Genomic DNA, 21,631 nt, shown 5'->3' with positions numbered 1-21,631 from the left:
CAGACCGCGGTCACTCGGCGCCGGCCAGCGCAGCCAGGCGCGACTCCAGGTGAGCGCGTTCCGTGGGGTTGGTGACCAGCGTCAGGGCCTCGCGGTAGGAGGTCGCGGCCGCGGTCGGGTTGCCGGACCGGACCAGCAGCTCGGCGCGCACCGCGGGGACGCGGTGGTGTCGGGGGAGGGCGTCCTCGAGGCCCTCGAGCAGCAGCAGACCGGCGTCGGGGCCGGACGCCTCCGCGACGGCGACCGCCCGGGCCAGCCGGACGACCGGCGAACCCGTGAGGCGCTCGAGCTGCAGGTAGAGACCGGCGATGACGTCCCAGCGCGTGTCCTCGGCGGTCGGGGCGGTGGCGTGCTCGGCCGCGATCAGAGCCTGGAGGCGGTACTCCTGAGCAAGGCGCGTCACCAACGACGTGTCCGCCTCCGTCATGACGGGGGACAACGGGAGGGACTGGAGCAGCGCGACGCCCTCCGCGATCTCCGCGTGGTGCCACCGGGTGCGGTCCTGGTCGGGCAGCAGGACCAGCGTTCCGTCGGGGGCGAGACGGGTGTCGCGGCGCGAGTGCTGCAGGAGCAGCAAGGCCAGGAGGGCGCGCACCACGGGCCTGTCAGGGAGCAGCGAGTCCAGGACGCGCAGCAGCCGGATCGCCTCGTCGCCGAGGTCGACGCGCAGCGCCGTCTCGCCGGCACCCGGGTGGTACCCCGACGTGAAGGCGAGGTACACGACGGTCGCGACCACGTCGAGGCGCTCGTCGAGGTGGGCCGCCGGTGGGGTCGCGAAGGGGATGCCCGAGGAGGCGAGCCGCTTCTTGGCGCGCGTCAGCCGGGCGGCCATCGCGGTCTCCTGGACGAGCAGGAGGCGGGCGATCTCCGTGGTCGTGAGACCGACGACGAAACGCAGCGTCAGGGCGACGCGGTCGTCCGGTGCGATGGCGGGGTGGCAGCACGCGAAGATCAGCCGGAGCTGCTCGTCGGCCACGTGTGCGCCGGGGTCGACGACGGCGGCGGCCGCGGCACGCATCTCGTCGTCGACAACCATCAACGGCTCCTTCCGGCGGTGGACCGCCTCGGAGCGGAGGCGGTCGAGGACGCGACGGCGCGCGGCGGTGAGCAGCCAGGCGCCGGTGTTCGTGGGCACACCGTCGACCGGCCAGTGGCGGGCCGCGGCCTCGAACGCGTCGGAGACGGCATCCTCGGCCAGGTCCGGCCGCGCGTACTGCCCGATCAGGAGGCCGATCAACCGCGACCACGACGTCTGCCACGCGTCGGCGAGCGCGGCTGACGAGTCCTGTGCCAGCACCCCGGACTCGTCGTCCGACGCGCGAGCGGTCGTGGACTGCTTCGTCACGTGACGTCCGCCGGGCGAACCTCGAAGGTGCCCCGCGGCGGCAGTGCGTCCAGGACGTCGTCCAGCGAGACGGCCTCGACCAGCGAGAACCCGGTCAGCGCTGCAGCAGCGCCGTCGAAACCTGCGGGGTGCACGGCACCGTCGACGACGAGCGTCCCGGTCTCGGCGGGGGCGAGCGCGACGTCCGACCGTGCGGAGGACCCGAACGCCAGGACGACGAACCTCACGGGTGCAGCACCACCGGCCGGATCTCGACGCCGCCCCCACCGTCGGTCACCAGGATCTCGCCCGTGAGCTGAGCCAGGCCGCGTGGGTCGTCCGTCTCGACGATGTAGAACCCGCCGAGGTACTCCACGGTCTCGCTGTAGGGCCCCTCGGTCACCTGCACCGCGCCACCCGGAGAACGACGGGTGCTGAACGCCTTGGACGAGAAGTCGAGCTCCTCACCCCCGAGCAGCGTGTAGCCCCGCTCGGCGCAGGCCGCGCCGTACGCGCGGTGCTCCTCCATGATCCGGTCGGCGATCTCTTGGGTCGCCGACGACCAGAACCCTTCGTTGCCGTACAGGAGCACCATCCACTTCGCGGCCATCGCTGATCTCCTCGGTCGTGGTCGGGGCTCCCTTACTGTGCCCCGTCGGCGGGATGACGCGCGAGGGTTCGCCGGATCGACACCCGTCAGATGATGGCCCGGACCTCGGCGGTCTCCCCGGTCACCCGGAGCAGGTCGCCGATCAGCGGGACCAACCCGTCGAGGTCGTCGGTGGCGATCCGGTAGACCCCTGCGAGCACCTCCGTCGGCTCGGTGAACGGGCCGTCGGTGATCGAGAGGACCCCTTCCCGGATCCGCACCACGGTGGACCTCCAGTGGTCCAGCTCCGCGTTCGCGACGACCGTGTGGCCTTGCGCGGCGCACGCCCGGTAGAAGTCGTCGTGGGCGGTGTGGCACGCCTGGAGGCGCGGTCCGTCCGGTGTCTCCCAGACGCTGGCGTCTCCGCGCAGGGTGATGAGGTACTCGGTCATGCGTCAATCCTTTCGTCATCCCCATGACGCGCCAGCCGGCGCTCGATCGACCGGGCCCAGGCGACGTTGCAGGCCGGCACGGACCCCTCTCGGATCGCCTGCCGGGACGCGTCCCGGCACGCTCGTTCCATGAGACGTGCAGTGGTGACAGGTGGCGGCACGGGGATCGGCCTGGCCGTGGCGCAGCGGCTGCTGGCCGACGGCGACGAGGTGGTGATCGTCGGGCGCCGGCGGGACGTGCTCGAGCGGGCGTCCGCCGGGGCGATGGGTGTCGAGGTGGCCGACCTGAGGGAGCCGGACGAGGTCCAGGCGCTCGCGGACCGGCTCGGCGCGGTCGACGTGCTCGTGCTGAACGCCGGCGGCATGCTCGCCCGGACCGGTGACGGGCTGCAGGCGACGGCCGAGGTGTGGCTCGACGAGTTCCGGTTGAACGTGCTGACGACCGTGCTGCTCGGCGAGGCGCTGCTGCCCAGGATGACGCGGCCCGGCGGGAGGATCGTCGCGCTCAGCTCGGTGGCCGCCCTGCGCGGCGCGGGTTCGTACGGTGCGGCGAAGGCCGCGGTCAACTCCTGGGTGACGGGCACCGCAGCGTCGGTGGCCGCCGACGGGATCACCGTCAACGCCGTGGCTCCGGGCTTCGTCCCTGACACCGAGTTCTGGACGGGCCGTCTCGACGACGACGAGCAGGCCCGCAGGGTCGCGCGCATCCCCGCCGGCCGTCCCGGGACGGTGGAGGAGGTGGCGGCCGCGGTGGCCTACCTGGTGTCGCCCGACGCGGGCTGGACCACAGGGCAGGTGCTCGGCGTCCACGGCGGTGCGGTGCTCGCGCGGCTCTGAGACCGATGTATCGATAGGACTTGTCAACGTCCTATCAACGATATATCTTTACGACCATCCGGTGGAGAGCACCACCTCCCGGACGCCGCAGAGCCGACGCGATTCTCGCGCCAGCCGGCGACGCCCCCGGGCCGCACCGGCCCGGGCACCGACGTCTTCCAAGGAGAACCACTCATGCGACACCACCACAACGACACGTCCGATCCTCGCGGCCGGCAGCGCCGCGGCGACTTCCCGAGCGCTCCCTTCGAGGAGGGCTTCGACCCTGGACGCGGCGGCCCCCGCGGCGTCTTCTACCCGCACGGCGAGCACCACGGCGGCCCGCGAGGCCCCCGCGGGTTCGGCGGCCCCGGTTTCGGTGGCTTCGGCCCCGGCGGCCGTGGTCCTGGCCGGCGAGCCGGACGGGGTGACATCCGCGCGGCGGTCCTGCTGCTGCTCGACGAGCAGCCGATGCACGGCTACCAGCTGATCCAGGAGATCGGCGAGCGGTCCGGCGGCCAGTGGCGGCCGAGCCCGGGCGCCATCTACCCGGCGCTCAACCTGCTCGAGGACGAGGGTCTGGTGACCATCACCGCCGAGTCGGGGCGCAAGCTCGCACGTCTCACGGACGCCGGAACCGCCTACGTCGCCCAGAACTCCGAGCAGCTGGGCAGCCCGTTCGAGGACGCCGCGAGCCGGCCCTCGTCGCCCGGCCGCAACCTGCGGGGCGCGCTCGAGGCGCTCGCCGCGGCAGCCCACCAGGTCGCCCGGTCCGGCACGGACGACCAGGCGACCCAGGCGCTCGCGGTCCTCGAGCGCTCGCGTCGGGACCTGTATCTGATCCTCGCCGGTGACCCGGTGACGGGCGCGCCCGTGACGGACGCGCCCGTGACGGATGCGCCCGTGTCCGACGCGCCGGTCCAGGACGCCTGACGACACCTCATGACCGACGGCCCCCCGACATCACGGCCGGGGGGCCGTCGCCGTCTCCGCCCTGGTCATCCCGCCGAGGCCGCGTAACTCCTTGCGGGACCGCGAAGCGGGCGTGGACACCGGGGGAGTACAGGACCGACGGCGGCGGGCCGTCGACGGCGATGCCTGCCGCGGCGACGAGCTCGTCGTCCAGCGACACCAGCTCGGCGCGGCGCAGCGGCCACGGTTCGTGCTCGATGGGCACGAACCGCGTCCGCCCGCGGATGACGGTGTGCGCGCCCCACCTGGCGGTGAGGAAGTCGGAGAGCGGGTCGCCGACGACCGGTTCCGACGACGGCCGCACCACCATCCGGGAGGACGGCCGGGTGCCGGTCAGCCGGGTAGATCGGTAGTCGAGGACGTCGTCGACCCGGTCCAGCGACATCCGGGCCCACTGGTACGGCACGTTCATGACCGTCCGCGCACCCAGCACGGTGAGGACCCGCGACGCCTCGAGCGACCGGAACAGCACCCCGCGCCGACCGTCGTCGTCGACCGTGTAGAGCCGCACGTTCGTCTCGGGGAAGTCGCCGATGTACGGCAGACGCGGTCCGGGGACGATGCGGAACCGTGCCAGCCGGAACGCGAGCAGACCCACCCACGACGAGCCGTCGAACTCGTCGGGACGGGTGCCGGGCGGGTAGAACCGGCCGATGTCGGCCGACTTCACCCGCCAGTGCAGGATGCTCACCCGCTGCCACTCCTGCGTGAGGATCGCGCGCCCGGTCAGCGGCGGCGGGACGGCCTGGATGGGGTCCATGCTGGCCAACCTAGGCCCGCTGCATCACCCGGCGGAGCCCCGACCGGGCCGGACGCGTCAGCTCGTGGGGATCGTCGACGTGTCGATGACGAAGCGGTAGCGGACGTCGCTGGCGACGACCCGGTCGTAGGCGGTGTCCACGTCGTCGGCGGTGATGGTCTCGACCAGTGACGCGATCCCGTGGGCCGCGCAGAAGTCGAGCATCTCCTGCGTCTGGCGGATGCCGCCGATGTTCGACCCGGAGATCGAGCGGCGTCCCGCGGTGAGCGAGAACACGCGGAACGACTGCTTGTTCTCCGGGAGGCCGACGAAGACGAACGAGCCCTCGAACGCGAGCATGCGCAGGTAGGCGTCCATGTCGAGGTCCGCCGAGACGGTGCTGATGATCAGGTCGAACTGCCCGCGGAGCCGTGCGAACGTCTCCGGGTCGCTGGTCGCGTAGTAGCGGTCAGCGCCGAGGGAACGGCCGTCCGCCTCCTTGGACAGCGACTGGCTGAGCACGCTGACCTCGGCGCCGAGCGCGTGCGCGAGCTGGACGCCCATGTGCCCGAGACCACCCATGCCGACGATCGCGACGCGACGACCGGGACCCGCGCCCCAGTTCTTCAACGGTGAGTAGAGCGTGATGCCTGCGCACAGCAGGGGCGCGGCGACGTCGAGCGCGAGCTCGTCGGGGATGCGCAGGACGTAGTTCTCGTCGACGACGATCTGCGTGGAGTACCCGCCGTACGTGGGCTCACCGCTGTACTGGCGCCCGTTGTAGGTGGCGACCATCCCGCGCTCGCAGAACTGCTCCTCGCCCGCCTGGCAGCGAGCACACTCGCGGCACGAGTCGACGAAGCAGCCCACCCCGACGCGGTCTCCCACGGAACGCGTGGTCACGCCGGACCCGACAGCCGAGACGACGCCGGCGATCTCGTGCCCGGGGACCATCGGGAACGTGGCCGAGCCCCACTCCTCGCGCGCCTGGTGGATGTCCGAGTGGCAGATGCCGGCGTAGGCGATGTCGATGAGGACGTCGTGCTCTCCGAGCTCGCGGCGCTCGATGGTGCCGCGCTCGAACTTCGCACCGGCGGAGCGAGCGAGCAGGGCGGGGACGGTCAGGGGCACAGCGGATCTCCTCGAGATGACGGCGGGGAGCACCATCATGCGCCAGCCTGCGCCCTCGCGCCCGATGCTGCCCGGCGCACGAACGGGGGCCCGTGCGGACCCCCGTTCTGCGTGCGGTCGGTCAGGCGTCGTGCGCGAGCCCGATGACGTTGCCGTCGGCGTCGGCGACCGTCGCGATGGTGCGGGTGCCGCCCACCGCGGTGACGTCCTGCAGGACCGAGCCGCCGGCCGCGACGAGTGCATCACGCGAGGCCTCGAGGTCGTCGACGATCCAGTAGTACGTGGGACCCGTCATGCCCTGCTCGTGACCGTGCGGGTTGAGCCCGAGGTGGATGCCCGCGGTCTCGTACCCGACGTAGTAGGGCTCGTCCGTCATGGGCTCGACGCCCACGAGCGCGCCGTAGAACGCCTTGCCCGCGTCGAGGTCCTTGACCGGCACCACGACGATCTTCAGTCCGTCCGTCATGTTCGTCCTTCTTCCGTGTATCAGGGGCGGATGTCCGCCGTCCTCCACCTGACGAATCATTCCCGCGAAGTGTGACGACCGCTCCGAGATCCGTCTCGGGACGGTGTCGGCGGGGATGCGTGATCGGTCACGATGACCACATGACGAGCGTCGACGCAATGAGTGCCGAGGCCCCCACCCTCCGGCCCGCGCAGGGGGCGGGCTGGCGCGACTGGGGGCCTTCGGTGCTCGTGGCCGCGATCGTGGGCTGGGTGCTCGTGACGACGCCGGTGGTCAGCAACGTCGGGTTCTACGCAGGCACGGGTTCGGGCGGTTCCGTCAGCTACGAGACGAACGTGCGCTGGTACACCGACCCGGTGTTCGGCATCGCCTTCCTGCTCACGATCACCGGAGTCCTGGTCGGCCGGTGGTGGCCCGGGCGGGGGACGTTGCTGACGTTCGCCCCCTTCGTGCTGGTGCTGTTCGCCTCGAGCGCCCAGCCCGCCTTCGGATGGTGGCTCGGCGTCGCCGCGGTCTCGTTCCTCGCGGCGATCGACGGTGTCCGGCGCGCGATCCTCCCCTTCGTGGTCGCGGCCCTGCTCGCAGCCCGGTTCTGCGCGACGGACACGCTCTACATCGCGGTCCCGATCGGTGCGACGAACTCCGGGACGCGCGACTACGCCTGGATCGGCTTCGCGTCGGGGATGGTCGTCATGTTCGGCTTCGTGGCGTCGGCAGCCGCCGCGGGTGCGAGCAGACGTTCGCGGGCTCGCCGGGACTCGGCCGTCGTCCTCGAGCTGCACGCGCACGAGGTGGACACGCTGGCCGGTGAACGCGCCCGGCTGGCCCGGGACCTGCACGACGTCGTGGCGCACCACGTGTCGCTGGTCGCGGTCCGTGCGGAGTCGGCGCCGTTCGTGCACCCGAGCCTGAACGACGAGGCGCGCGCCGTGCTCGCAGCCATCGCGGCCGACGCCCGCGAGGCGCTGACGGAGCTGCGGCAGGTGCTCGTCGTCCTGCAGCGGACCGAGCATGTCAACGACCGCGCGCCTCAGCCGACCGCGTGCGACGTCGACGAGCTCGTGGCCTCGGCGGTGGCCGCCGGCCAGCCGGTCGAGGTCGTCGGGACGTGGCAGGACGTCGGCCCTGGGCACGGGTACGTGCTCTACCGGGCCGTTCAGGAGGGGCTCACCAACGTCCGCCGGCACGCACCGGGTGCGACGACGACGCTGGAGCGTCGCCAGTCGCGGGGTAGCGTCGGCTTCGCGCTCACGAACCCGGTCGGCCCGACGACGGCTCGCTCCGAGGACGAGCCCGGTCGGGGGTTGATCGGGATGCGGGAGCGGGTGGAGTCGCTCGGCGGGACGTTGCGCACGGAGACGGTCGACGGCACGTTCCTGCTCGAGGTCGCGCTGCCGGTGCCCGCGTGACGACCGTCGTCGTGGCCGACGACCAGCCAGTGGTCCTCCAAGGGTTCGCGGCGATCATCGGTGCCGCGCCGGATCTGAGCGTCGTCGGTTCGGCTGCCGACGGTCGCGCGCTGCTGAGCCTCGTCGCGACGACGAAGCCCGATGTCGCCGTGGTGGACATCCGGATGCCCGTGCTCGACGGCATCGCGGCGACGGAGCGCATCTCGGCCGAGCACCCCGGAACGCGCGTCCTGATCCTCACCACCTTTGACCTCGACGAGTACGTCTACGACGCCCTGCGCGCCGGGGCCAGCGGGTTCCTGCTCAAGGACGTCACCGCGGACCGCCTGGTCGAGGCCGTGCGGCTGGTCGCCGACGGGTCGATGCTGCTGGGCCCGACGGTCACCCGGCGCCTGGTCGAGGACTTCGCTGCCCGGACGCCCGCCCGGACGCCCGTGAACGGCATCGGCGACCTGACGCCTCGGGAGCGTGAGGTGCTGCTGGCCGTCGCGCGTGGGCTGTCGAACGGCGAGATCGCCGCGGAGCTGTGGATCGCCGAGCCGACGGTGAAGTCGCACGTCTCGGAGGCGCTGCGCAAGCTCGGCTGCCGGGACCGCGTCCAGCTCGTGATCGCTGCCTACGAGTCAGGGCTGGTGGCGTAGGCGGTATCCAGGAGCGGCTCGGGGGCCGTGCGCCCGATCCTGGAACATGCTGGGATCGGACCGGGGTTCGACAGGCCGGGGTCCATCACCACAGGAGTGCGCGACATGGAGGGACGGCCGTGAGTGCCGGACGCTCGGGGCGGGTACTCGGACTCGGCGCGGGGGCCTTCATCGTGCTGGCCATGAGCGCGTGCCAGAGCGATCCGCCCGTCAATCCGATCGGCGTCATCACGACCTGCGAGGCCGCGCTGAAGGCGGTCCAGCTCTCGGCGTCGGGGGAGAGCAGCGCGCTGAGCCTCGCTGATGCCGAGAGTGCGACGCTCACAGAGTGTGCGACGGCCGAGGAGTGGATGCGCACCGGCATGCAGGCTGACGTGCGATCGACCGAAGCGGAGCTGCGCTCGTACCTCGAGGACCTGTGCGACGCGCCCGGCAACAGCGATACGCGCGTGTGCGAAGACGTGTCGCACGGTCGCGGGTGACGTCCCGTCCCGGCCGGCCGTGACGTCCTGCGCGACCGCCGGCGGCGAGCAGCACGATCGTGCTATTCTTCGGCGGTGAGCAAGGGCGAAGAGACGCGGCAGGCGGTGCTGGACCAGGCGGTCGAGATCGCCGGGCGTCTCGGCGTCGCCGGACTGACCATCGGGTCGCTCGCCACCGCCACGGGACTGTCCAAGAGCGGCCTGTACGCGCACTTCCGGTCCAAGGAGTCGCTGCAGCTCGCCGTCCTGGGTCAGGCGCGCGAGCGGTTCGTCGAGCAGGTCATCCTGCCCGGGCTCGCGGCTCCCCGGGGCATCCCCCGCATCCGCACCGTGTTCGAGCGGTGGCTCGAACTCTCGAACGACGGGTCCGCGGGCTGCCTGTTCGTGTCGGCGTCCACCGAGTTCGACGACCAGCCCGGCGTGGTGCGTGACCAGCTGGTCCGCGAGCACTGGGACCTGGCCGACTCGCTCGCGCAGATGTACCGCTCGGGCGCCAAGGACGGGCAGCTGCGCGACGACCTGGCCCCCGAGCAGTTCGCGCACGACCTGCACGGCCTCATGCTGGCGCACTTCCACGCGCGCCGGCTCCTGCACGACCCGACGGCCGACGACCGGGCGCGCTACGCGTTCGAGCGGCTGCTCGACTCGATCGTCGTCTCCCAGAAGGCAGCACAGACCTCATGACCCAGACAGCCACGCAGAAAAGCACGTTCGTTCGGGCGCAGGTCCCGCGCAGGCTCCGGATCTCGGTGCAGACGCTCGACAAGGTCGCCCCCAGCCTCGTCGCGCGCGGCGCCCTGCGGATGTGGTGCACCCCGACCCACGCCAAGCCCGGTGAGGCGGTTCCGGGGTCGACGCCGTGGCAGCTGGCCGGCGGTATCAGTGGTGAGACCTGGGGCGAGGGCCCGCGGGTGTACCTGGTGCACGGGTGGGGCGGCCACCGGGCGCAGATGGCTGCGTTCGTCGAGCCGCTCGTGGCGGCCGGGTTCCAGGTGATCGCGTACGACGCCCCGAGCCACGGTGCCTCCGGCGCGGGCGGGCTGGGGCGCAAGCGCAGCAGCCTGATCGAGATGATGGACGCGATCGAGACGGTCATCGCCGCGCACGGCCACGCGCACGCGGTCATCGGGCACTCGCTCGGCGCCGCGGCGGCCGCGCTCGCGGTGCTGGACGGCACCGTGACCGATCGGCTCGTCCTGATCGCGCCGCCGGCCGAGCCCGTCGAGTACACGCGGGCGTTCGCCAGCGCGTTCGGGTTCAAGGAGAGCACCCGTCAGCTCCTGCTGCAGCGCATGGAGGTCCTGGCCGAGCGGTCGCTCGACACCCTCGCCGTGCCGCAGCGCGCGGCGGGCCGGACCGACCTGCCGCCGCTGCTGGTCGTCGCCGACAGCGCGGACAAGGAGACCGACCCCGCGGACGGCCTCCTGATCGCGGAGTCGTGGCCCGACGCCGAGGTCAGGCTGAGCGACGGCCTGGGGCACCGACGGATCCTGCGGGACGCGGAGACGATCGCGGCGGTCGTCGACTACCTCTGACCAGGTCGTCCGACATACAGCAGGTGGCCGGCCGTGCCGAGCACGGCGGGGTCGTCGGCGGTGGTGACGAGCCGGTCCAGCAGGTCGAGGTAGGCGTCCGGGTGTGCGAGCCGCAGCGCCTCGAGCCCGTCCTCGACCCCGGTGAGGAACCCGTGCGTGGAGGCGAGCGTGACGGTCGAGAACCCGTGCCCCTCGAAGAACGGGCGGACCTCGGTGGGCTGCACACCGTAGACGTGAGTGAACCGGGCGGGGAGCGCGTTGTCGAGCACGCCGTCCTCGAGCAGGCGGTCGACGAACGCAGGCGCGGCCAGCTGCCACCGCTCGTCGGCGAGCGCGAGCACCCTGCGTACGAGCCCGTAGCGGGGAACCAGCGCAACGGCGACCAGACCGCCGGGGCGGGTGACCCGCGCCAGCTCGCGGACGGCGGCCACACGGTCGTCCACGGTGGTCAAGTGGTAGAACGGGCCGAGGCTCACGACGGCGTCGAACGTGTCGTCATCCCACCGTGACAGGTCTCGTGCGTCGACCTGCACGACGTCCCGGACGGTGCCCGGTGGCAGCTCCTCGCGGGCGATGGCCAGCAGGTCGGGCGAGAGGTCGGCCAGCGTGACGTCCCAGCCGAGCTCGGACAGCCACACCGAGTACGGACCGGTGCCCCCGCCGAGGTCCAGGGCGACGCCCGGCTCGCCCAGGTGCGGCTCCAGCAGACGTGTGGTGAGGACACGCTCGAGGCAGCCCTCGGGCGTGAGCAGCCGGTCGCGCTCGTGCAGCCGCTGCTCGGAGTAGTACCTCTGGACGGCGTCCACGGTCAGCGACGCATGAGCGCGAACACGCCCCACCCGAGGTAGCGCCGCTGGTAGGTGACGTAGGCGAGCGGCGCGGTGTCCAGCTCCGCGCGCATCTCGGTCCAGAGCTCGTCGGACGGGTTCTCGTCGAGCCACCGCCGTGTGGTCAGCCACTGCGCGGCCACGTACCGGTCCCAGCTGTCCTCGTCGGCAAGCACCATCTCCACCAGGTCCCAGCCGGCCTCCCCGAACGACTCCACGAGCGCCGGCAGAGAGCGGAACCGGTCGCGGGACGGTGCGCCGCTGCCCTGCACGGTCGCCTCGTCGGGCGGGTCCTCGCGCCAGAAAGGTTCGCCCAGCAGCGCGAGGCCGCCCGGCCGCAGCGACTTCTCCAGCAGGTCGAGGGTTCCGACGACGCCATCGCCGATCCAGCTCGCGCCGAGGCACGCCGCGACGTCGACCGGGCGCTCCGCGACGTAGCCGGACGCGTCGCCGTTGACGAAGGTGACCTGGACGCCCAAGGACGTGGCCCTCTCACGCGCCCGCGCGATGAAGACCGAGCTCCTGTCGACGCCCGTGCCGACCGTCCCGTGGGCCCGTGCCCAGGTGGACAGCATCTCGCCGGTGCCGCACGCGAGATCGAGGACCGAGGTGCCGGGGGTGAGTCGCAACGCACGCCCCAGCGTCGCGAGCTTCTCGTCGGTGAAGGGGTCGAGGATCCTGTGGTTGGCCTCGCGGATGGTGTGCTGCCGAGGGATGTCCATGAGCGGGACGGTACGTCCGCGCCTCCGCGGCGACGAGCGAATAGACGCTCCGTAGGCTGCGCGAGTGACGACCACCGACACCGCCGAGCTCGCGTTCGAGCTGCGCGACGCCCTCGGCCCCATCTACCGCCGCCTGATCGCCGAGAAGTCGCTGTCCCTCGGGCAGAGCCGCGCGCTGAACCGCCTCTCGAACCACGGTCCGGCCACCTCGTCTGCGCTCGCGGCGAGCGAGCGCATCACGCCCCAGTCGATGGCCGTGATCGTCGCCGACCTGGAACGTGCCGGCCAGGTCAGCAAGACCCCGGACCCGGCCGACGGGCGCCGCATGATCATCGAGATCACGGCCGCAGGCCGCGCCGCGGTCGACGCCGACCGGCACGCGACGAACACCTGGCTGGCCTCGGCGGTCGGGACGCTCGACGAGCACGACCGCGCGACACTCCAGGGCGCCATCGACGTCCTGCGTCGCCTCGGCAGCGCCTGACGCCGTCCCCGAGCGCGCTCGCCCGGACAGTCGCAAGATCGACGCCATGGAACTCGACCAGGTCCTCAGCCATCTCCGGTCGCTCGACGGGATCCTCGTGCTCGCCCCGACGGTCGGCAGCGAGTTCCCCGAGATCGCGTGGGGCGACTACTTCTTCTACTACGCGCCGGACGGCGAGATCCCGGCGACCACCCAGCCGTTCGCCACGATCGTGACGAAGGACTACCCGGACGACGACACGTCGCAGCTGGACGACGACGGCCGCTGGCGGGTCAACATCCACGTCGGCCGCGGTGCGGTGCCCGACCCGCCGGCGGACCCTGCCGAGGCGGACGTGGTCCACCGGCATCCCGTCTACGGCGAGCTCGGCTGGGTCGCGGTGACCAACCCCGCCGAGCGCACGGGCGCGGTCGTCGTCGAGCTGCTCGATCGCGCCCATGCCGCGGCGCGCGCTCGCTGGGACCGCCGCGCAGACGTGTAGCCCGCGCGGCGGCCGGGCCCTCAGGCCTCCGCGAGCGCCTTGGTCATGCCCGCGACGTCGGACTTCAGACCGTACGCGGTGTGGTCCTTCTCGAACCGCCAGCTCTCCGAGAGCGGGCCCACGTCGACGGCGTCGAAGCCCAGCTCGTCGATGAACGCGACGACCGTCTCGCGCGCCTCCGGGTCGTCGCCGGCCACGGACAGGGCGATCCGGCCCGGGGTGCCCGTCGGCACGCCGAGCGTGCCGAGGTCGCCGAAGTAGATGTTGTTGAACGCCTTGACCACGGCCGACGTCGGGAGGTGCTGCTGCAGGTAGCCGGAGACCGTCGTCGAGCCGTCGTCGAGGGCCCCGATCTGGCCGTCGCGCTGCGGGTAGTAGTTGTTGGTGTCGATGACGAGCTTGCCGGCCAGCTCGGCGACCGGCACAGACGGGACCGCCTTCACCGGGATCGTGACGACGACCAGGTCGCCCTCCGCGGCGGCTTCGGCCGGTGTCCCGGCGCGAGCGCGGTCACCGAGCTCCGCAACGAGCTCCGTGAGGGTGGCAGGGCCGCGCGAGTTGCTGACGATGACGTCGTAGCCGCGGGCGATGGCGAGCCTGGCGAGCGTGCCGCCGATCTGGCCCGCTCCGATGAATCCGATGGTGGTCATGCCGTGGCCAACCGAACCGGAGCCTCCGCTGTTCCGAAAGTCGCCACCGAGAAGCGACGGTAACGTCACATCCGGAGGCTGCACACGATGGCTCGCTCGGCACCGCACCCCTGGCACGGCACCCCGGTCGAGGGTGCGCGCGCGGTGGTCGTGGGTGTGGTGCCGGGCCAGTCCCAGCGGGTCGTGCACGCTGCCGCAGAGCTGACCCAGGCGCTCGGCGCGAACCTCGTGTGCGTGTGGTCGGACCTGGCCCGGACCTTCGTCGCGGCCCACGGCGACGGGTCCCTGGAGTCGACTCCGCTGGACCCCGACCACGTCGACGCCGGCGAGGACCGGGTGCTCGCCGACGACGAGTGCGCCGCGGAGGTGGCCGAGAACCTGAGCGGCTACACGGGCCCATGGCGGTTCGTCTACACGGTCGGGGAGCCGACACACGCCCTCGCACGCGTCGCTGCCGAGCACGACGCGTGGATGATCGCCGTGGGGAGTCGTCGGGCAGGCCTCGGAGGTTGGATGAACCACCTGGTGGGCGGGTCGACCGCTGGACGCCTGGCGCACACGCAGCCCGTTCCCGTCACGATCGTCCCCCAGCACCCCAAGGAGAGCCCGTGACCCGTCCGCCGCACCACGACCCGCGCCTGATCGCGGTCGTGGCCCTCGGCGGCGCGGTCGGCACGACGGCACGGTGGGCCGTCACCCACGCCATCGGCTCGTCCGCGAACGGCTTCCCGACGGCGACCCTGGTCGAGAACGTCGTGGGCTCCTTCCTGCTCGGTGCGCTCCTCGAGGCGCTGCTACGGCGCGGTGCGGAGAGCCGGCGCGGTCGCGTGCTGCGGCTGGGCCTCGGTACCGGTCTGCTCGGCGGCTTCACCACGTTCAGCGCCCTGGCGCTCGAGCTCGAGCGGCTGCTCGCGGCAGGCCAGGTGACGACCGCGCTCGTGTACGCCGCAGCGAGCCTGGTGCTCGGGATCCTCGGCTGCGTCGCGGGCATCGCGCTGGCCGCCCGTCGGGGCACCGCCTGATGGTCGTGCTGATCGCCGTGCTCGGCGGTGTCGGGGCCGCCACCCGGTTCGTCGTCGACGGCTCGATCCGTGCCCGCTGGACCCGCGTCTTCCCCCTTGCGACGCTGCTGGTCAACGTCTCCGGTTCCCTGCTGATCGGTCTGCTCGCCGGTGCGCACTTCTACCACGGCCTCGGCTCGACGGCCCTGACCGTCGCCGCGACCGGCTTCTGCGGCGGGTACACCACGTTCTCCACGGCCATGGTGGAGACCGTCCGCCTGATCCAGGCGGGCGAGGTGCGCCGGGCGACGGTGAACGCCGTCGGCTCGGTGCTTCTCTGCCTCGGGGCCGCGGCGCTCGGGGTCGCGGTGATGGCTGCGCTGTGACCGTGGTCCCCGCGTGGCGGATCGCGCTCGCGCTCGCCGTCCTCGTCGGCATCGTCCTTGCGGTCCTGACCGTCGCCCGGGTGCGTGTCCGCCGGGACGCCCTTGTCGCGGTAGGGCGGGCGGCCGTCCAGCTGACGCTCGTCGCGCTGGTGATCGCCTGGGTGTTCGAGCACCCCGGCGGGGTGGTGGTGTACCTCCTGCTCATGCTCGGAGCAGCGTCGTGGACGGCCGTGCGGCGGATCGGGCTGGGCCGTGGGACGTGGCCCCCCGTCGCGCTCGCGATCGTCCTCGGTGCGCTCGCCGCCGTGGTTCCCGTGCTCGCCAGTGGCGCCCTGCCGTTCCAGGCGCAGACCGTCGTGCCGTTCTCCGGGCAGGTCATCGGCGGCGCGATGACCGCGGTCTCCCTGTCCGGCGGGCGGCTGCGCGACGACCTGCGCGCTGAGTGGGACCAGGTCGAGGCGTGGCTGTCCCTGGGTGCGACCCCTCGGCAGGCGGTCGCGGGACAGGCCCGCCGAGCGGTCGCGCGATCGCTCGTCCCCGCGCTCGACCAGACCCGCAGCGCGGGGCTCGTGACGCTGCCGGGTGCGTTCGTGGGGCTCCTGCTCGGTGGCCTGTCACCGGCCGGGGCGGCCCAGGTGCAGCTCCTCGTGCTCGTCGGCCTGCTCGCCGCGGAGTCGGTGGCCGCGGTGGTCACCGTTCAGCTGCTCGCGCACCGTCTCGGCTCACGCACGCCCGTGCCACCGGGTCAGGGCGCGAGCGGCTGATCCCGCCGGCTACACCGGGTCGGCTACACCGGGTCGGCTACACCGGGTCGGGTGCGTCCTGGGCATCGGTGTGGGCGACGTGCCGCAGCTCGCGCCAGATGAGCGCCACGAAGATCGCCGACCCGACGAAGGCGAACCAGAACGGTGCCGTGATCCCGTACCGCTGCGCGAGGGCGCCGCCGATGCCCGCGCCGAGCACGAGACCGCCGTACACCCCGACGAGGTTCACGCTCCCCACCCGCCCCTGCAGGGCCGTCGGGACCGCTCGCTGCCGGATGGTGACCGACGTCGTGCCCCAGACGAACGCGTGCGCACCGAACACGAAGAAGATGCCGAGCGCGACCCACGGGGTGGTGGTCAGGGCGAGGCCGAGGTGCGTGAACGTCTCGATCACCAGACCGACGCGCATGAGGTTGGCCAGTGACACCCGCGCGGTGATCCAGCCGTAGGAGAGCGTCCCGGCAAGACCGCCGAGCGCGCCGACAGTCGTGATCAGGCCGAAGCCGATGGCCCCCAACCCGAGCCGCTCGCGCGCGTAGAGGACGAGCACCGACCACGCGGCACCGAACGTCACGTTGAAGATCAGGATCGTGAGCACCAGGGTCCGCACGGCCGCGTGGTGCCGCACCCACCGCAGCCCCTCGGCGATGTCGTGCCGGATGTGGGTGTCGTGGTGCTCGCTGCGGAAGGGCGGTAGCGAGATGCGCGAGATCAGCAGCGCTCCCGCGGCCACCAGGACGGCGTCGGCGGCGAACGGCAACGCCTGCCCGGCTGCGAACAGCAGTGCGCCCAGCGGCGGTCCGACCAGTTGGTTCACGGTGACGAACCCCGCCTGGATCCGTGAGTTGGCCAGTGCGAGGTCGTCGCGCTGGACGAGCATCGGGACGAGGGTGCTCGACGCCGTGTCCGCGAACGTCTCGGCGGTGGCCAGCAGGAAGATCGCGACGAGGACCACCCCGATCGTGGCGACGTCCGCGAAGATCGACCCCGCCAGCACCGCCACGAGAGTCGCGCGGACGCAGTCGACCGTGATCACCAGGCGTCGCCGGTCCACCCGGTCGGTCACCGCGCCGGCCCACAGGCCGAACACCAGCGGCGGCAGCCAGTTCAGCAGAGCAGCCAGTGCGACGAGGAAGGCGTCGTCGGTGCGTGAGGCCACGAGCAACGGACCTGCCGCGAGCAGGATCCCGTCGCCTAGGTTCGAGGTCCACGACGAGGCGAGCAGCCAACGGAACCGGTTGCCCAGCCGTGGCGGCACGACGACGTCGGTCAACCGGCTCACAAGGACCAGACGCTAGCCCCGGATGGCCGGATGAGCCCGATCCATTCCTGCGCGGAGCGGTGTGGCCCTGGCCACGGCCCTCGAGCCAGGCGGCGGCCGGCTCAGGACGTCCCGTCGCTCTCGATGGCTGCGAGCAGCGCGTCGAGCACGCGACGGGCGTCGTCGAACTCGTCCGCCTCCTCCCACAGCTCCCGCCACTCGGACCCCTCGTCCATGACGCGCACGAGCGCCTGCGTGGCCAGCGTGTCCAGGTCGCGGTCGAGCTGCAGAGCGGCGAGCGTGCCCGCGTCCGGACCGTAGTTGTGGTCGATCTCGGGGCCGTCGGGGCGTGTCCCGGCGATGACGGCGGCGGCGGCGATCGCGCTCATGGCGTCGTCGGCATCGAGGTAGTCCTTCGCCGTGACGACGGCTGTCAGTGCCTCGCGGATCAGTGCGGGCCGGGCAGCGGGGGCGGCCCCGTCGAGGTGGCCGGCCCAGTCGGCGGCGGTGTCGTTGTCGAACGGTCCGAATCCCCAGGTCCCCATGACAAAAACGGTAGCCGGTGCGCGGGGGGTCGCACAGACGAGCCACCCCGTGCCCTACGCCACGTAGCCGGGGATGTCCTCGACCCGGCGGTACACCGGCAGGCCGCGTTCGTGCGCGATCGCGACGTCCTGGTCGGCACCGGTCGACTCACCCTCCAGGCGCAGGACCGCGTCGCAGTGCTGCAGCAGGCGCTCCGCGGTCGGGTACATGACGCTCGGCGCGAGTGCGCTCAACGGACCGGCGGCGCCCGCGCTGCTGAGGACGGGGAGTGCCACCCACTCGCCGATCATCGGCACGTGGCCGCTGCGGAAGATCGGCCAGGCGGCCTGTTCGAGCCGTTCGAGGTTCTGGGCCATCAGGGCGGGGTCGTCGCCCGTGCCGGAGCGGTACGGGCCGGCGATCAGGATCATCAGTGGGGTCGTCATATCGACCGAGTATGCAATAGTCGGAAAAAACGTGCAAGAGCGTGCAGACGACCTCGACGTCCCAGTAGTCGACCAGCCATCCTGGGTCCGGTGACCGTCCTGACACTGCCCGCGCTGAACCGGGCGACGCTCGCCAGGCAGCTCCTGCTCGAACGCGCGGACCTCGACGTCCTTGCGGCCGTCGCGCACCTGGGCGGACTGCAGGCGCAGGAGCCCCAGGAGCCGTTCGTCGGCCTGTGGTCCCGGCTGCACGGGTTCGACCCGTCCGCCCTGGATGCACTCGTGGTCGGACGCCAGGTGGTGCGGGCCCACCTCATGCGCTGCACCGTCCACCTGGTCACCTCGCAGGACATGCTGGCCTGGCGGGCCCGGCACGACGCGATGCTCCGCGGCCGGATGCTCGGCATCTACCGCTCCGAGCTGGACGGCGTCGACCTGGTCCAGTTCGCCGAGGTGGCCCGCGACTTCCTGGCGGACGGCGAACCGCGATCCATGTCCGAGCTCGCTCAGGTGCTCGTCGCGCGATGGCCCGTACCCCGGCCGCGCGCCCATGCAGAGCTCGCGATCGCATGCCTCGTCCCCGTCGCCCAGACACCGCCACGCGGACTGTGGCGCGTCAAGGCCGGCGTGCAGGTCGCACTGCTGTCGTCATGGCTCGGCAGGGAGATCGACCCGCTCACCGCCGACGACCTCGTGGGCCAGGCCCTCGTGCGCCGCTACCTTGCCGCGTACGGCCCGGCTGCCACCGCCGACATCCGGTCCTGGTCGGGCATCGCCGGGCTGCCGGGTGCCGTCAAGGCGATGCGCGACGAGCTCGTGTCGTTCCGCGACGAGCGCGGCCGCGTCCTGTGGGACCTGCCCGGCGCCCCGCGCCCCGATCCCGAGACGCCGGCGCCGGTCCGGTTCCTGCCCGCGTTCGACAACGCGCTGCTCGGCTACGACGACCGCACACGCATCGTCGACGACGCCCACCGCGGCCTGTCCGTGGCCGGCACCCGCGTCGTCCTCGTCGACGGACGCGTCTCGGCGACGTGGAAGGTCCAGGCGGACACCGTGACTGTCACACCCGTGCGTGCCCTGAGCGCCCACGAGCTGGGCGCGCTCGCCGAGGAGGGCGCCGCGACCGCGTCGTTCTTGTCCGACGGTGACAGCGACCGGGTCGTCATCGAGTAGTGCTCGCACCGTTCCGGCGTGTCGCGACGCGACAGGTGGAGTAGTTTCCGCGCATGGACCCGACGTCCTCGACCCGGCTGCCCGGTCGCCTCGTACCCACGGGCGGGGGGCACGTGCCCGTGCGCGTCCACGGGTTCCTCCCCTCGACGGCGCCCGGCCGCGCATACCGCTCCGACCGCGGGTTCGCCGTGCAGCTGGCCCGTACCTCGCACGGCGTCGTCAAGGTCATGGACGGCGAGACGGTGCTCGGGTTCCTGGCACCCGCGTGGTCGCAGAGGATGGACTTCGAGCTCTGGTCGTGCGAGCAGGCCGGCCGACCGGCGCTCGCCCGCGCGGTGCTGGAAGGCGGAACGGGCGACCGCGACCTGTTCGTCATGCTGACCTGGAGCCGCCGGGGCTGACCGACCGGTCCCGCGCCGGCAGAGGTAGCCGATGCCTGGCCGGCGCCCGACGGGTGGCTCCCGCGAGCGCCGGCCGGCTGAGGGCTGCCTGCTACATGGACCCCCGGCTACTTGATGGACCCCCGGGTCACGCCGGAGATCACCCAGCGCTGGGAGAAGATGTAGACCACGAGCAGGGGAGCCATCGCCATCAGGTAGGACGCGAAGGCGACGGTGTAGTCGGTGTTGAACTGGCCCTGGAACACGTACTGCGCGAGCGGCAGGGTCCGCGCCGCCGGGTCGGTCAGCACGACCAGCGGCATGATGAAGTCGTTCCACGCCCACACGCACGTGAGGATCCCGACTGTGGCGTTCATGGGCATGAGCAGCGGGAAGATGATCTGGCGGAACACCCTCCACGTGCTTGCCCCGTCGACGCGGGCGGCCTCCTCCAGCTCGATCGGGATCGACCGGATGTACGCCGTGTAGATGAAGATGTTCAGCGACAGCCCGTAGATCGTGTAGAGCAGGATCATGCCGCCCTGGTTGTCCAGGCCGAGGAACGCGGTCTGCTTGACCAGGGGAAGCATGATGATCGGGAACGGGATGAACAGCGCCGCGAGCAGGTAGAAGAACACGCCCTTGAAGAAGGGCCGGTGCATGTTGCGGGCCAGGGCGTACGCGACCACCGAGCTGGTCAGGAGCGTGAAGACGACCGACCCCACGGTGATGAGCGCGGTGTTGGTCAGGGCCTGCGAGAAGTTGGTGCGGGACCACGCCTCGGAGAAGTTCGCCCACCGGATCGGGTTCGGCCACTCGAAGCCGGTGCCGGACGCCAGCTGGTCCGGCGTCTTGAGTGCGACGACGACCGCCAGGTACAGCGGCACGACGACGGTCAGGGCGCACACCGCGATGAGAGCGGTGGCCCACCAGTTGATCTTGCGGGTGTCGTCGTCGGACGGCTTCGAGCGGCGACGGCGTTCGGGCACGACCTGCTCGGCCTGGCCGAAGGTGGCAACGGCGTCAGTCATCAGAAGTCCGCCTCTCTGCGCTGCAGGACCTTGAACTGGAACAGCGACACGATGGTGATGACGATGAAGAAGATCACCGCGTTCGCTGTCTGGTAGGCGAACTCCCCGCCGGAGAACCCGCCCCGGAAGATCAGGAGCGTCACGGACTCGGTGGCTGTGCCCGGGCCGCCGTTGGTGAGGGCGACGATCGGGTCGAACACCTGGAGGAAGCCCTTGAGCGAGAGCACGACGTTGATCGTGAAGAACGCGCTGATCAGTGGGAACGTGATCGACCTGAACTGTCGCCACGCCGGGGCGCCGTCCAGGGATGCCGCCTCGTACAGCTCGCGGGGGATCGTCTGCAGGCCCGAGAGATAGATGATGATCGTGAAGGCGCACGCCTGCCAGACGGCCAGCCCGACGATCGCCGTCCACGCCCACGTCTCGTTGGTGAGGATGTTGTCCCGGATCAGCGGGATGCCGGACAGGATCTTCGGCAGCGAGCTGGAGAAGAAGAACTGGAACACGTACCCGATGACCAGGATCGCCAGGACGTACGGCACGAAGTAGACGCCGCGGAAGAAGTTGCGCGCCACGATCTTCGCGTTCAGCCCCATGGCGATCGCCAGGGAGATCGCGTTCGTCAGGACGGTGGCGACGATGGCGAACAGGAACGAGAACCCGTAGGCCTGCAGGACGCGGTCGTCCTTGAACAGGTTGACGTAGTTGGACAGGCCGACGAAGTTCCACTCGCCGTAGCCGGCGTAGTTGGTCAGCGAGTAGAAGACGCCGGTGATGACCGGAACGGTGTGGAACAGGGCGAAGGCGATGACCGCCGGCCAGACCATCCAGTAGTAGGTGGAGTGGGCGCGCTTGTTCTTGACGCGCACGGCGGTCTCGCGTGTCGCCTTACTCTCGCGCGTGCTGGTGGTACCTGCCCGGACAGCGGGCACGGATGCAGCCAT

Annotated in this window: 30 protein-coding genes; 15 read left to right on the top strand and 15 right to left on the bottom strand. The window is 71.7% G+C overall.

Annotation, left to right across the window (positions count from 1 at the left end; all coding sequences use genetic code 11):
• Positions 1-10 precede the first annotated feature (10 nt).
• The 4 genes from N553_RS21145 to N553_RS0104840 all read right to left on the bottom strand — a co-directional run bounded on the left by N553_RS21145 (position 11) and on the right by N553_RS0104840 (position 2,365).
• Positions 11-1,345, bottom strand: coding sequence for an RNA polymerase sigma factor (locus N553_RS21145; protein ID WP_369796672.1), 1,335 nt, complete (start codon positions 1,343-1,345; stop codon positions 11-13).
• Positions 1,342-1,572, bottom strand: coding sequence for a hypothetical protein (locus N553_RS0104850; RefSeq protein WP_028045593.1), 231 nt, complete (start codon positions 1,570-1,572; stop codon positions 1,342-1,344). The genes N553_RS21145 and N553_RS0104850 overlap by 4 nt, the downstream gene beginning before the upstream one ends.
• Positions 1,569-1,934, bottom strand: a complete 366-nt coding sequence (locus N553_RS0104845) for a YciI family protein (RefSeq protein WP_028045592.1) — start codon at positions 1,932-1,934, stop codon at positions 1,569-1,571. The genes N553_RS0104850 and N553_RS0104845 overlap by 4 nt, the downstream gene beginning before the upstream one ends.
• Before the next feature lie 86 nt (positions 1,935-2,020).
• Positions 2,021-2,365: a YciI family protein gene (locus tag N553_RS0104840; protein ID WP_028045591.1), complete on the bottom strand. Its 345-nt coding sequence runs from the start codon at positions 2,363-2,365 to the stop codon at positions 2,021-2,023.
• 129 nt (positions 2,366-2,494) lie between these two features.
• Here N553_RS0104840 and N553_RS0104835 point away from each other — a divergent pair, with 129 nt between their 5' ends.
• Both N553_RS0104835 and N553_RS21140 read left to right on the top strand, forming a co-directional pair.
• Positions 2,495-3,202, top strand: a complete 708-nt coding sequence (locus N553_RS0104835; RefSeq protein WP_034620647.1) for an SDR family NAD(P)-dependent oxidoreductase — start codon at positions 2,495-2,497, stop codon at positions 3,200-3,202.
• A gap of 174 nt (positions 3,203-3,376) precedes the next feature.
• A complete protein-coding gene (locus N553_RS21140) occupies positions 3,377-4,114 on the top strand; it encodes a PadR family transcriptional regulator (RefSeq protein ID WP_051639829.1) in 738 nt (245 codons plus the stop codon).
• 7 nt (positions 4,115-4,121) lie between these two features.
• On the opposite strand, the gene N553_RS21135 is transcribed toward N553_RS21140, so the two are convergent.
• From N553_RS21135 to N553_RS0104815, 3 genes are all read right to left on the bottom strand, one after another.
• Positions 4,122-4,913: a YqjF family protein gene (locus tag N553_RS21135; protein WP_081844360.1), complete on the bottom strand. Its 792-nt coding sequence runs from the start codon at positions 4,911-4,913 to the stop codon at positions 4,122-4,124.
• Positions 4,914-4,970: 57 nt separating this feature from the next.
• Positions 4,971-6,023: an NAD(P)-dependent alcohol dehydrogenase gene (locus N553_RS0104820; RefSeq protein ID WP_028045589.1), complete on the bottom strand. Its 1,053-nt coding sequence runs from the start codon at positions 6,021-6,023 to the stop codon at positions 4,971-4,973.
• Between the two features lie 121 nt (positions 6,024-6,144).
• Entirely contained in the window at positions 6,145-6,489 is a 345-nt protein-coding gene (locus tag N553_RS0104815) for a VOC family protein (RefSeq protein WP_028045588.1), read from the bottom strand.
• A gap of 140 nt (positions 6,490-6,629) precedes the next feature.
• Between N553_RS0104815 and N553_RS24115 the strand changes: the two genes are divergently transcribed.
• From N553_RS24115 to N553_RS21125, 5 genes are all read left to right on the top strand, one after another.
• Positions 6,630-7,898, top strand: a complete 1,269-nt coding sequence (locus N553_RS24115; RefSeq protein ID WP_051639828.1) for a sensor histidine kinase — start codon at positions 6,630-6,632, stop codon at positions 7,896-7,898.
• Positions 7,895-8,539 (top strand): response regulator transcription factor, encoded by a 645-nt coding sequence (locus tag N553_RS0104805; protein ID WP_028045587.1) that lies wholly within the window; start codon positions 7,895-7,897, stop codon positions 8,537-8,539. Before N553_RS24115 ends, N553_RS0104805 begins: the two co-directional genes overlap by 4 nt.
• A gap of 119 nt (positions 8,540-8,658) precedes the next feature.
• Positions 8,659-9,021, top strand: coding sequence for a hypothetical protein (locus N553_RS0104800; RefSeq protein WP_028045586.1), 363 nt, complete (start codon positions 8,659-8,661; stop codon positions 9,019-9,021).
• 75 nt (positions 9,022-9,096) lie between these two features.
• The gene (locus N553_RS0104795) at positions 9,097-9,705 is read left to right on the top strand and encodes a TetR/AcrR family transcriptional regulator (RefSeq protein ID WP_028045585.1); all 609 of its coding nucleotides are present in this window, start codon (positions 9,097-9,099) and stop codon (positions 9,703-9,705) included.
• Positions 9,702-10,556, top strand: coding sequence for an alpha/beta fold hydrolase (locus tag N553_RS21125; protein WP_034620642.1), 855 nt, complete (start codon positions 9,702-9,704; stop codon positions 10,554-10,556). The genes N553_RS0104795 and N553_RS21125 overlap by 4 nt, the downstream gene beginning before the upstream one ends.
• Here the strand turns inward: N553_RS21125 and N553_RS0104785 are convergent.
• Both N553_RS0104785 and N553_RS0104780 read right to left on the bottom strand, forming a co-directional pair.
• Entirely contained in the window at positions 10,547-11,362 is an 816-nt protein-coding gene (locus tag N553_RS0104785; protein WP_034620639.1) for a bifunctional 2-polyprenyl-6-hydroxyphenol methylase/3-demethylubiquinol 3-O-methyltransferase UbiG, read from the bottom strand. The two genes, N553_RS21125 and N553_RS0104785, sit on opposite strands and share 10 nt — an antisense overlap.
• Positions 11,363-11,364: 2 nt before the next feature.
• Positions 11,365-12,105: a cyclopropane-fatty-acyl-phospholipid synthase family protein gene (locus tag N553_RS0104780; RefSeq protein WP_028045583.1), complete on the bottom strand. Its 741-nt coding sequence runs from the start codon at positions 12,103-12,105 to the stop codon at positions 11,365-11,367.
• Positions 12,106-12,169: 64 nt separating this feature from the next.
• Here N553_RS0104780 and N553_RS0104775 point away from each other — a divergent pair, with 64 nt between their 5' ends.
• Entirely contained in the window at positions 12,170-12,589 is a 420-nt protein-coding gene (locus N553_RS0104775; RefSeq protein WP_028045582.1) for a MarR family winged helix-turn-helix transcriptional regulator, read from the top strand.
• Between the two features lie 46 nt (positions 12,590-12,635).
• On the top strand, positions 12,636-13,070 hold the full coding sequence (locus N553_RS0104770) for a DUF6194 family protein (protein ID WP_028045581.1): 435 nt from the start codon (positions 12,636-12,638) through the stop codon (positions 13,068-13,070).
• A gap of 20 nt (positions 13,071-13,090) precedes the next feature.
• Here N553_RS0104770 and N553_RS0104765 read toward each other — a convergent pair whose 3' ends face one another.
• Complete coding sequence (locus tag N553_RS0104765) at positions 13,091-13,720, bottom strand: NADPH-dependent F420 reductase (protein WP_028045580.1); 630 nt, start codon at positions 13,718-13,720, stop codon at positions 13,091-13,093.
• An 87-nt stretch (positions 13,721-13,807) separates the two neighbouring features.
• Here N553_RS0104765 and N553_RS21120 point away from each other — a divergent pair, with 87 nt between their 5' ends.
• The 4 genes from N553_RS21120 to N553_RS21115 are packed head-to-tail and all read left to right on the top strand — an operon-like array spanning position 13,808 to position 15,871.
• A complete protein-coding gene (locus tag N553_RS21120; protein WP_034620636.1) occupies positions 13,808-14,332 on the top strand; it encodes a universal stress protein in 525 nt (174 codons plus the stop codon).
• Positions 14,329-14,742 (top strand): CrcB family protein, encoded by a 414-nt coding sequence (locus N553_RS0104755; RefSeq protein ID WP_028045579.1) that lies wholly within the window; start codon positions 14,329-14,331, stop codon positions 14,740-14,742. The genes N553_RS21120 and N553_RS0104755 overlap by 4 nt, the downstream gene beginning before the upstream one ends.
• Complete coding sequence (locus N553_RS0104750; RefSeq protein ID WP_231505163.1) at positions 14,742-15,107, top strand: CrcB family protein; 366 nt, start codon at positions 14,742-14,744, stop codon at positions 15,105-15,107. The genes N553_RS0104755 and N553_RS0104750 overlap by 1 nt, the downstream gene beginning before the upstream one ends.
• Positions 15,104-15,871 (top strand): ABC transporter permease, encoded by a 768-nt coding sequence (locus tag N553_RS21115; protein ID WP_051639827.1) that lies wholly within the window; start codon positions 15,104-15,106, stop codon positions 15,869-15,871. The genes N553_RS0104750 and N553_RS21115 overlap by 4 nt, the downstream gene beginning before the upstream one ends.
• Before the next feature lie 37 nt (positions 15,872-15,908).
• Here the strand turns inward: N553_RS21115 and N553_RS0104740 are convergent, their stop codons facing one another.
• The 3 genes from N553_RS0104740 to N553_RS0104730 all read right to left on the bottom strand — a co-directional run bounded on the left by N553_RS0104740 (position 15,909) and on the right by N553_RS0104730 (position 18,103).
• Positions 15,909-17,153 (bottom strand): MFS transporter, encoded by a 1,245-nt coding sequence (locus tag N553_RS0104740; protein ID WP_028045578.1) that lies wholly within the window; start codon positions 17,151-17,153, stop codon positions 15,909-15,911.
• Between the two features lie 101 nt (positions 17,154-17,254).
• Positions 17,255-17,677: a DUF4259 domain-containing protein gene (locus N553_RS0104735; protein ID WP_028045577.1), complete on the bottom strand. Its 423-nt coding sequence runs from the start codon at positions 17,675-17,677 to the stop codon at positions 17,255-17,257.
• A 54-nt stretch (positions 17,678-17,731) separates the two neighbouring features.
• A complete protein-coding gene (locus N553_RS0104730) occupies positions 17,732-18,103 on the bottom strand; it encodes a DUF4406 domain-containing protein (RefSeq protein ID WP_197029905.1) in 372 nt (123 codons plus the stop codon).
• 90 nt (positions 18,104-18,193) lie between these two features.
• Between N553_RS0104730 and N553_RS0104725 the strand changes: the two genes are divergently transcribed.
• Complete coding sequence (locus tag N553_RS0104725; RefSeq protein WP_028045575.1) at positions 18,194-19,276, top strand: winged helix DNA-binding domain-containing protein; 1,083 nt, start codon at positions 18,194-18,196, stop codon at positions 19,274-19,276.
• A 53-nt stretch (positions 19,277-19,329) separates the two neighbouring features.
• Positions 19,330-19,677 (top strand): hypothetical protein, encoded by a 348-nt coding sequence (locus N553_RS0104720; RefSeq protein ID WP_028045574.1) that lies wholly within the window; start codon positions 19,330-19,332, stop codon positions 19,675-19,677.
• 107 nt (positions 19,678-19,784) lie between these two features.
• On the opposite strand, the gene N553_RS0104715 is transcribed toward N553_RS0104720, so the two are convergent.
• Both N553_RS0104715 and N553_RS0104710 read right to left on the bottom strand, forming a co-directional pair.
• A complete protein-coding gene (locus tag N553_RS0104715; protein ID WP_028045573.1) occupies positions 19,785-20,687 on the bottom strand; it encodes a carbohydrate ABC transporter permease in 903 nt (300 codons plus the stop codon).
• The gene (locus tag N553_RS0104710; RefSeq protein ID WP_081844357.1) at positions 20,687-21,631 is read right to left on the bottom strand and encodes a carbohydrate ABC transporter permease; all 945 of its coding nucleotides are present in this window, start codon (positions 21,629-21,631) and stop codon (positions 20,687-20,689) included. Before N553_RS0104710 ends, N553_RS0104715 begins: the two co-directional genes overlap by 1 nt.

The organism is Cellulomonas sp. URHE0023, assembly GCF_000688475.1.
Lineage (GTDB): Bacteria > Actinomycetota > Actinomycetes > Actinomycetales > Cellulomonadaceae > Cellulomonas.
The sequence above is the reverse complement of the archived record's forward strand: the minus strand, read 5'-3'. Positions and strand labels throughout refer to the sequence as shown.

What these genes read in the sequence shown, in the direction of transcription:
- N553_RS0104715 (WP_028045573.1), bottom strand. Translation starts at nt 20,687, where the DNA reads ATGACTGACGCCGTTGCCACCTTCGGCCAGGCCGAGCAGGTCGTGCCC.
- N553_RS0104720 (WP_028045574.1), top strand. Translation starts at nt 19,330, where the DNA reads ATGGACCCGACGTCCTCGACCCGGCTGCCCGGTCGCCTCGTACCCACG.
- N553_RS0104730 (WP_197029905.1), bottom strand. Translation starts at nt 18,103, where the DNA reads ATGACGACCCCACTGATGATCCTGATCGCCGGCCCGTACCGCTCCGGC.
- N553_RS0104735 (WP_028045577.1), bottom strand. Translation starts at nt 17,677, where the DNA reads ATGGGGACCTGGGGATTCGGACCGTTCGACAACGACACCGCCGCCGAC.
- N553_RS0104765 (WP_028045580.1), bottom strand. Translation starts at nt 13,720, where the DNA reads ATGACCACCATCGGATTCATCGGAGCGGGCCAGATCGGCGGCACGCTC.
- N553_RS0104780 (WP_028045583.1), bottom strand. Translation starts at nt 12,105, where the DNA reads ATGGACATCCCTCGGCAGCACACCATCCGCGAGGCCAACCACAGGATC.
- N553_RS21135 (WP_081844360.1), bottom strand. Translation starts at nt 4,913, where the DNA reads ATGGACCCCATCCAGGCCGTCCCGCCGCCGCTGACCGGGCGCGCGATC.
- N553_RS21125 (WP_034620642.1), top strand. Translation starts at nt 9,702, where the DNA reads ATGACCCAGACAGCCACGCAGAAAAGCACGTTCGTTCGGGCGCAGGTC.
- N553_RS0104815 (WP_028045588.1), bottom strand. Translation starts at nt 6,489, where the DNA reads ATGACGGACGGACTGAAGATCGTCGTGGTGCCGGTCAAGGACCTCGAC.
- N553_RS21140 (WP_051639829.1), top strand. Translation starts at nt 3,377, where the DNA reads ATGCGACACCACCACAACGACACGTCCGATCCTCGCGGCCGGCAGCGC.
- N553_RS21120 (WP_034620636.1), top strand. Translation starts at nt 13,808, where the DNA reads ATGGCTCGCTCGGCACCGCACCCCTGGCACGGCACCCCGGTCGAGGGT.
- N553_RS0104750 (WP_231505163.1), top strand. Translation starts at nt 14,742, where the DNA reads ATGGTCGTGCTGATCGCCGTGCTCGGCGGTGTCGGGGCCGCCACCCGG.
- N553_RS24115 (WP_051639828.1), top strand. Translation starts at nt 6,630, where the DNA reads ATGACGAGCGTCGACGCAATGAGTGCCGAGGCCCCCACCCTCCGGCCC.
- N553_RS0104840 (WP_028045591.1), bottom strand. Translation starts at nt 2,365, where the DNA reads ATGACCGAGTACCTCATCACCCTGCGCGGAGACGCCAGCGTCTGGGAG.
- N553_RS0104770 (WP_028045581.1), top strand. Translation starts at nt 12,636, where the DNA reads ATGGAACTCGACCAGGTCCTCAGCCATCTCCGGTCGCTCGACGGGATC.
- N553_RS0104710 (WP_081844357.1), bottom strand. Translation starts at nt 21,631, where the DNA reads ATGGCTGCATCCGTGCCCGCTGTCCGGGCAGGTACCACCAGCACGCGC.
- N553_RS0104845 (WP_028045592.1), bottom strand. Translation starts at nt 1,934, where the DNA reads ATGGCCGCGAAGTGGATGGTGCTCCTGTACGGCAACGAAGGGTTCTGG.
- N553_RS0104835 (WP_034620647.1), top strand. Translation starts at nt 2,495, where the DNA reads ATGAGACGTGCAGTGGTGACAGGTGGCGGCACGGGGATCGGCCTGGCC.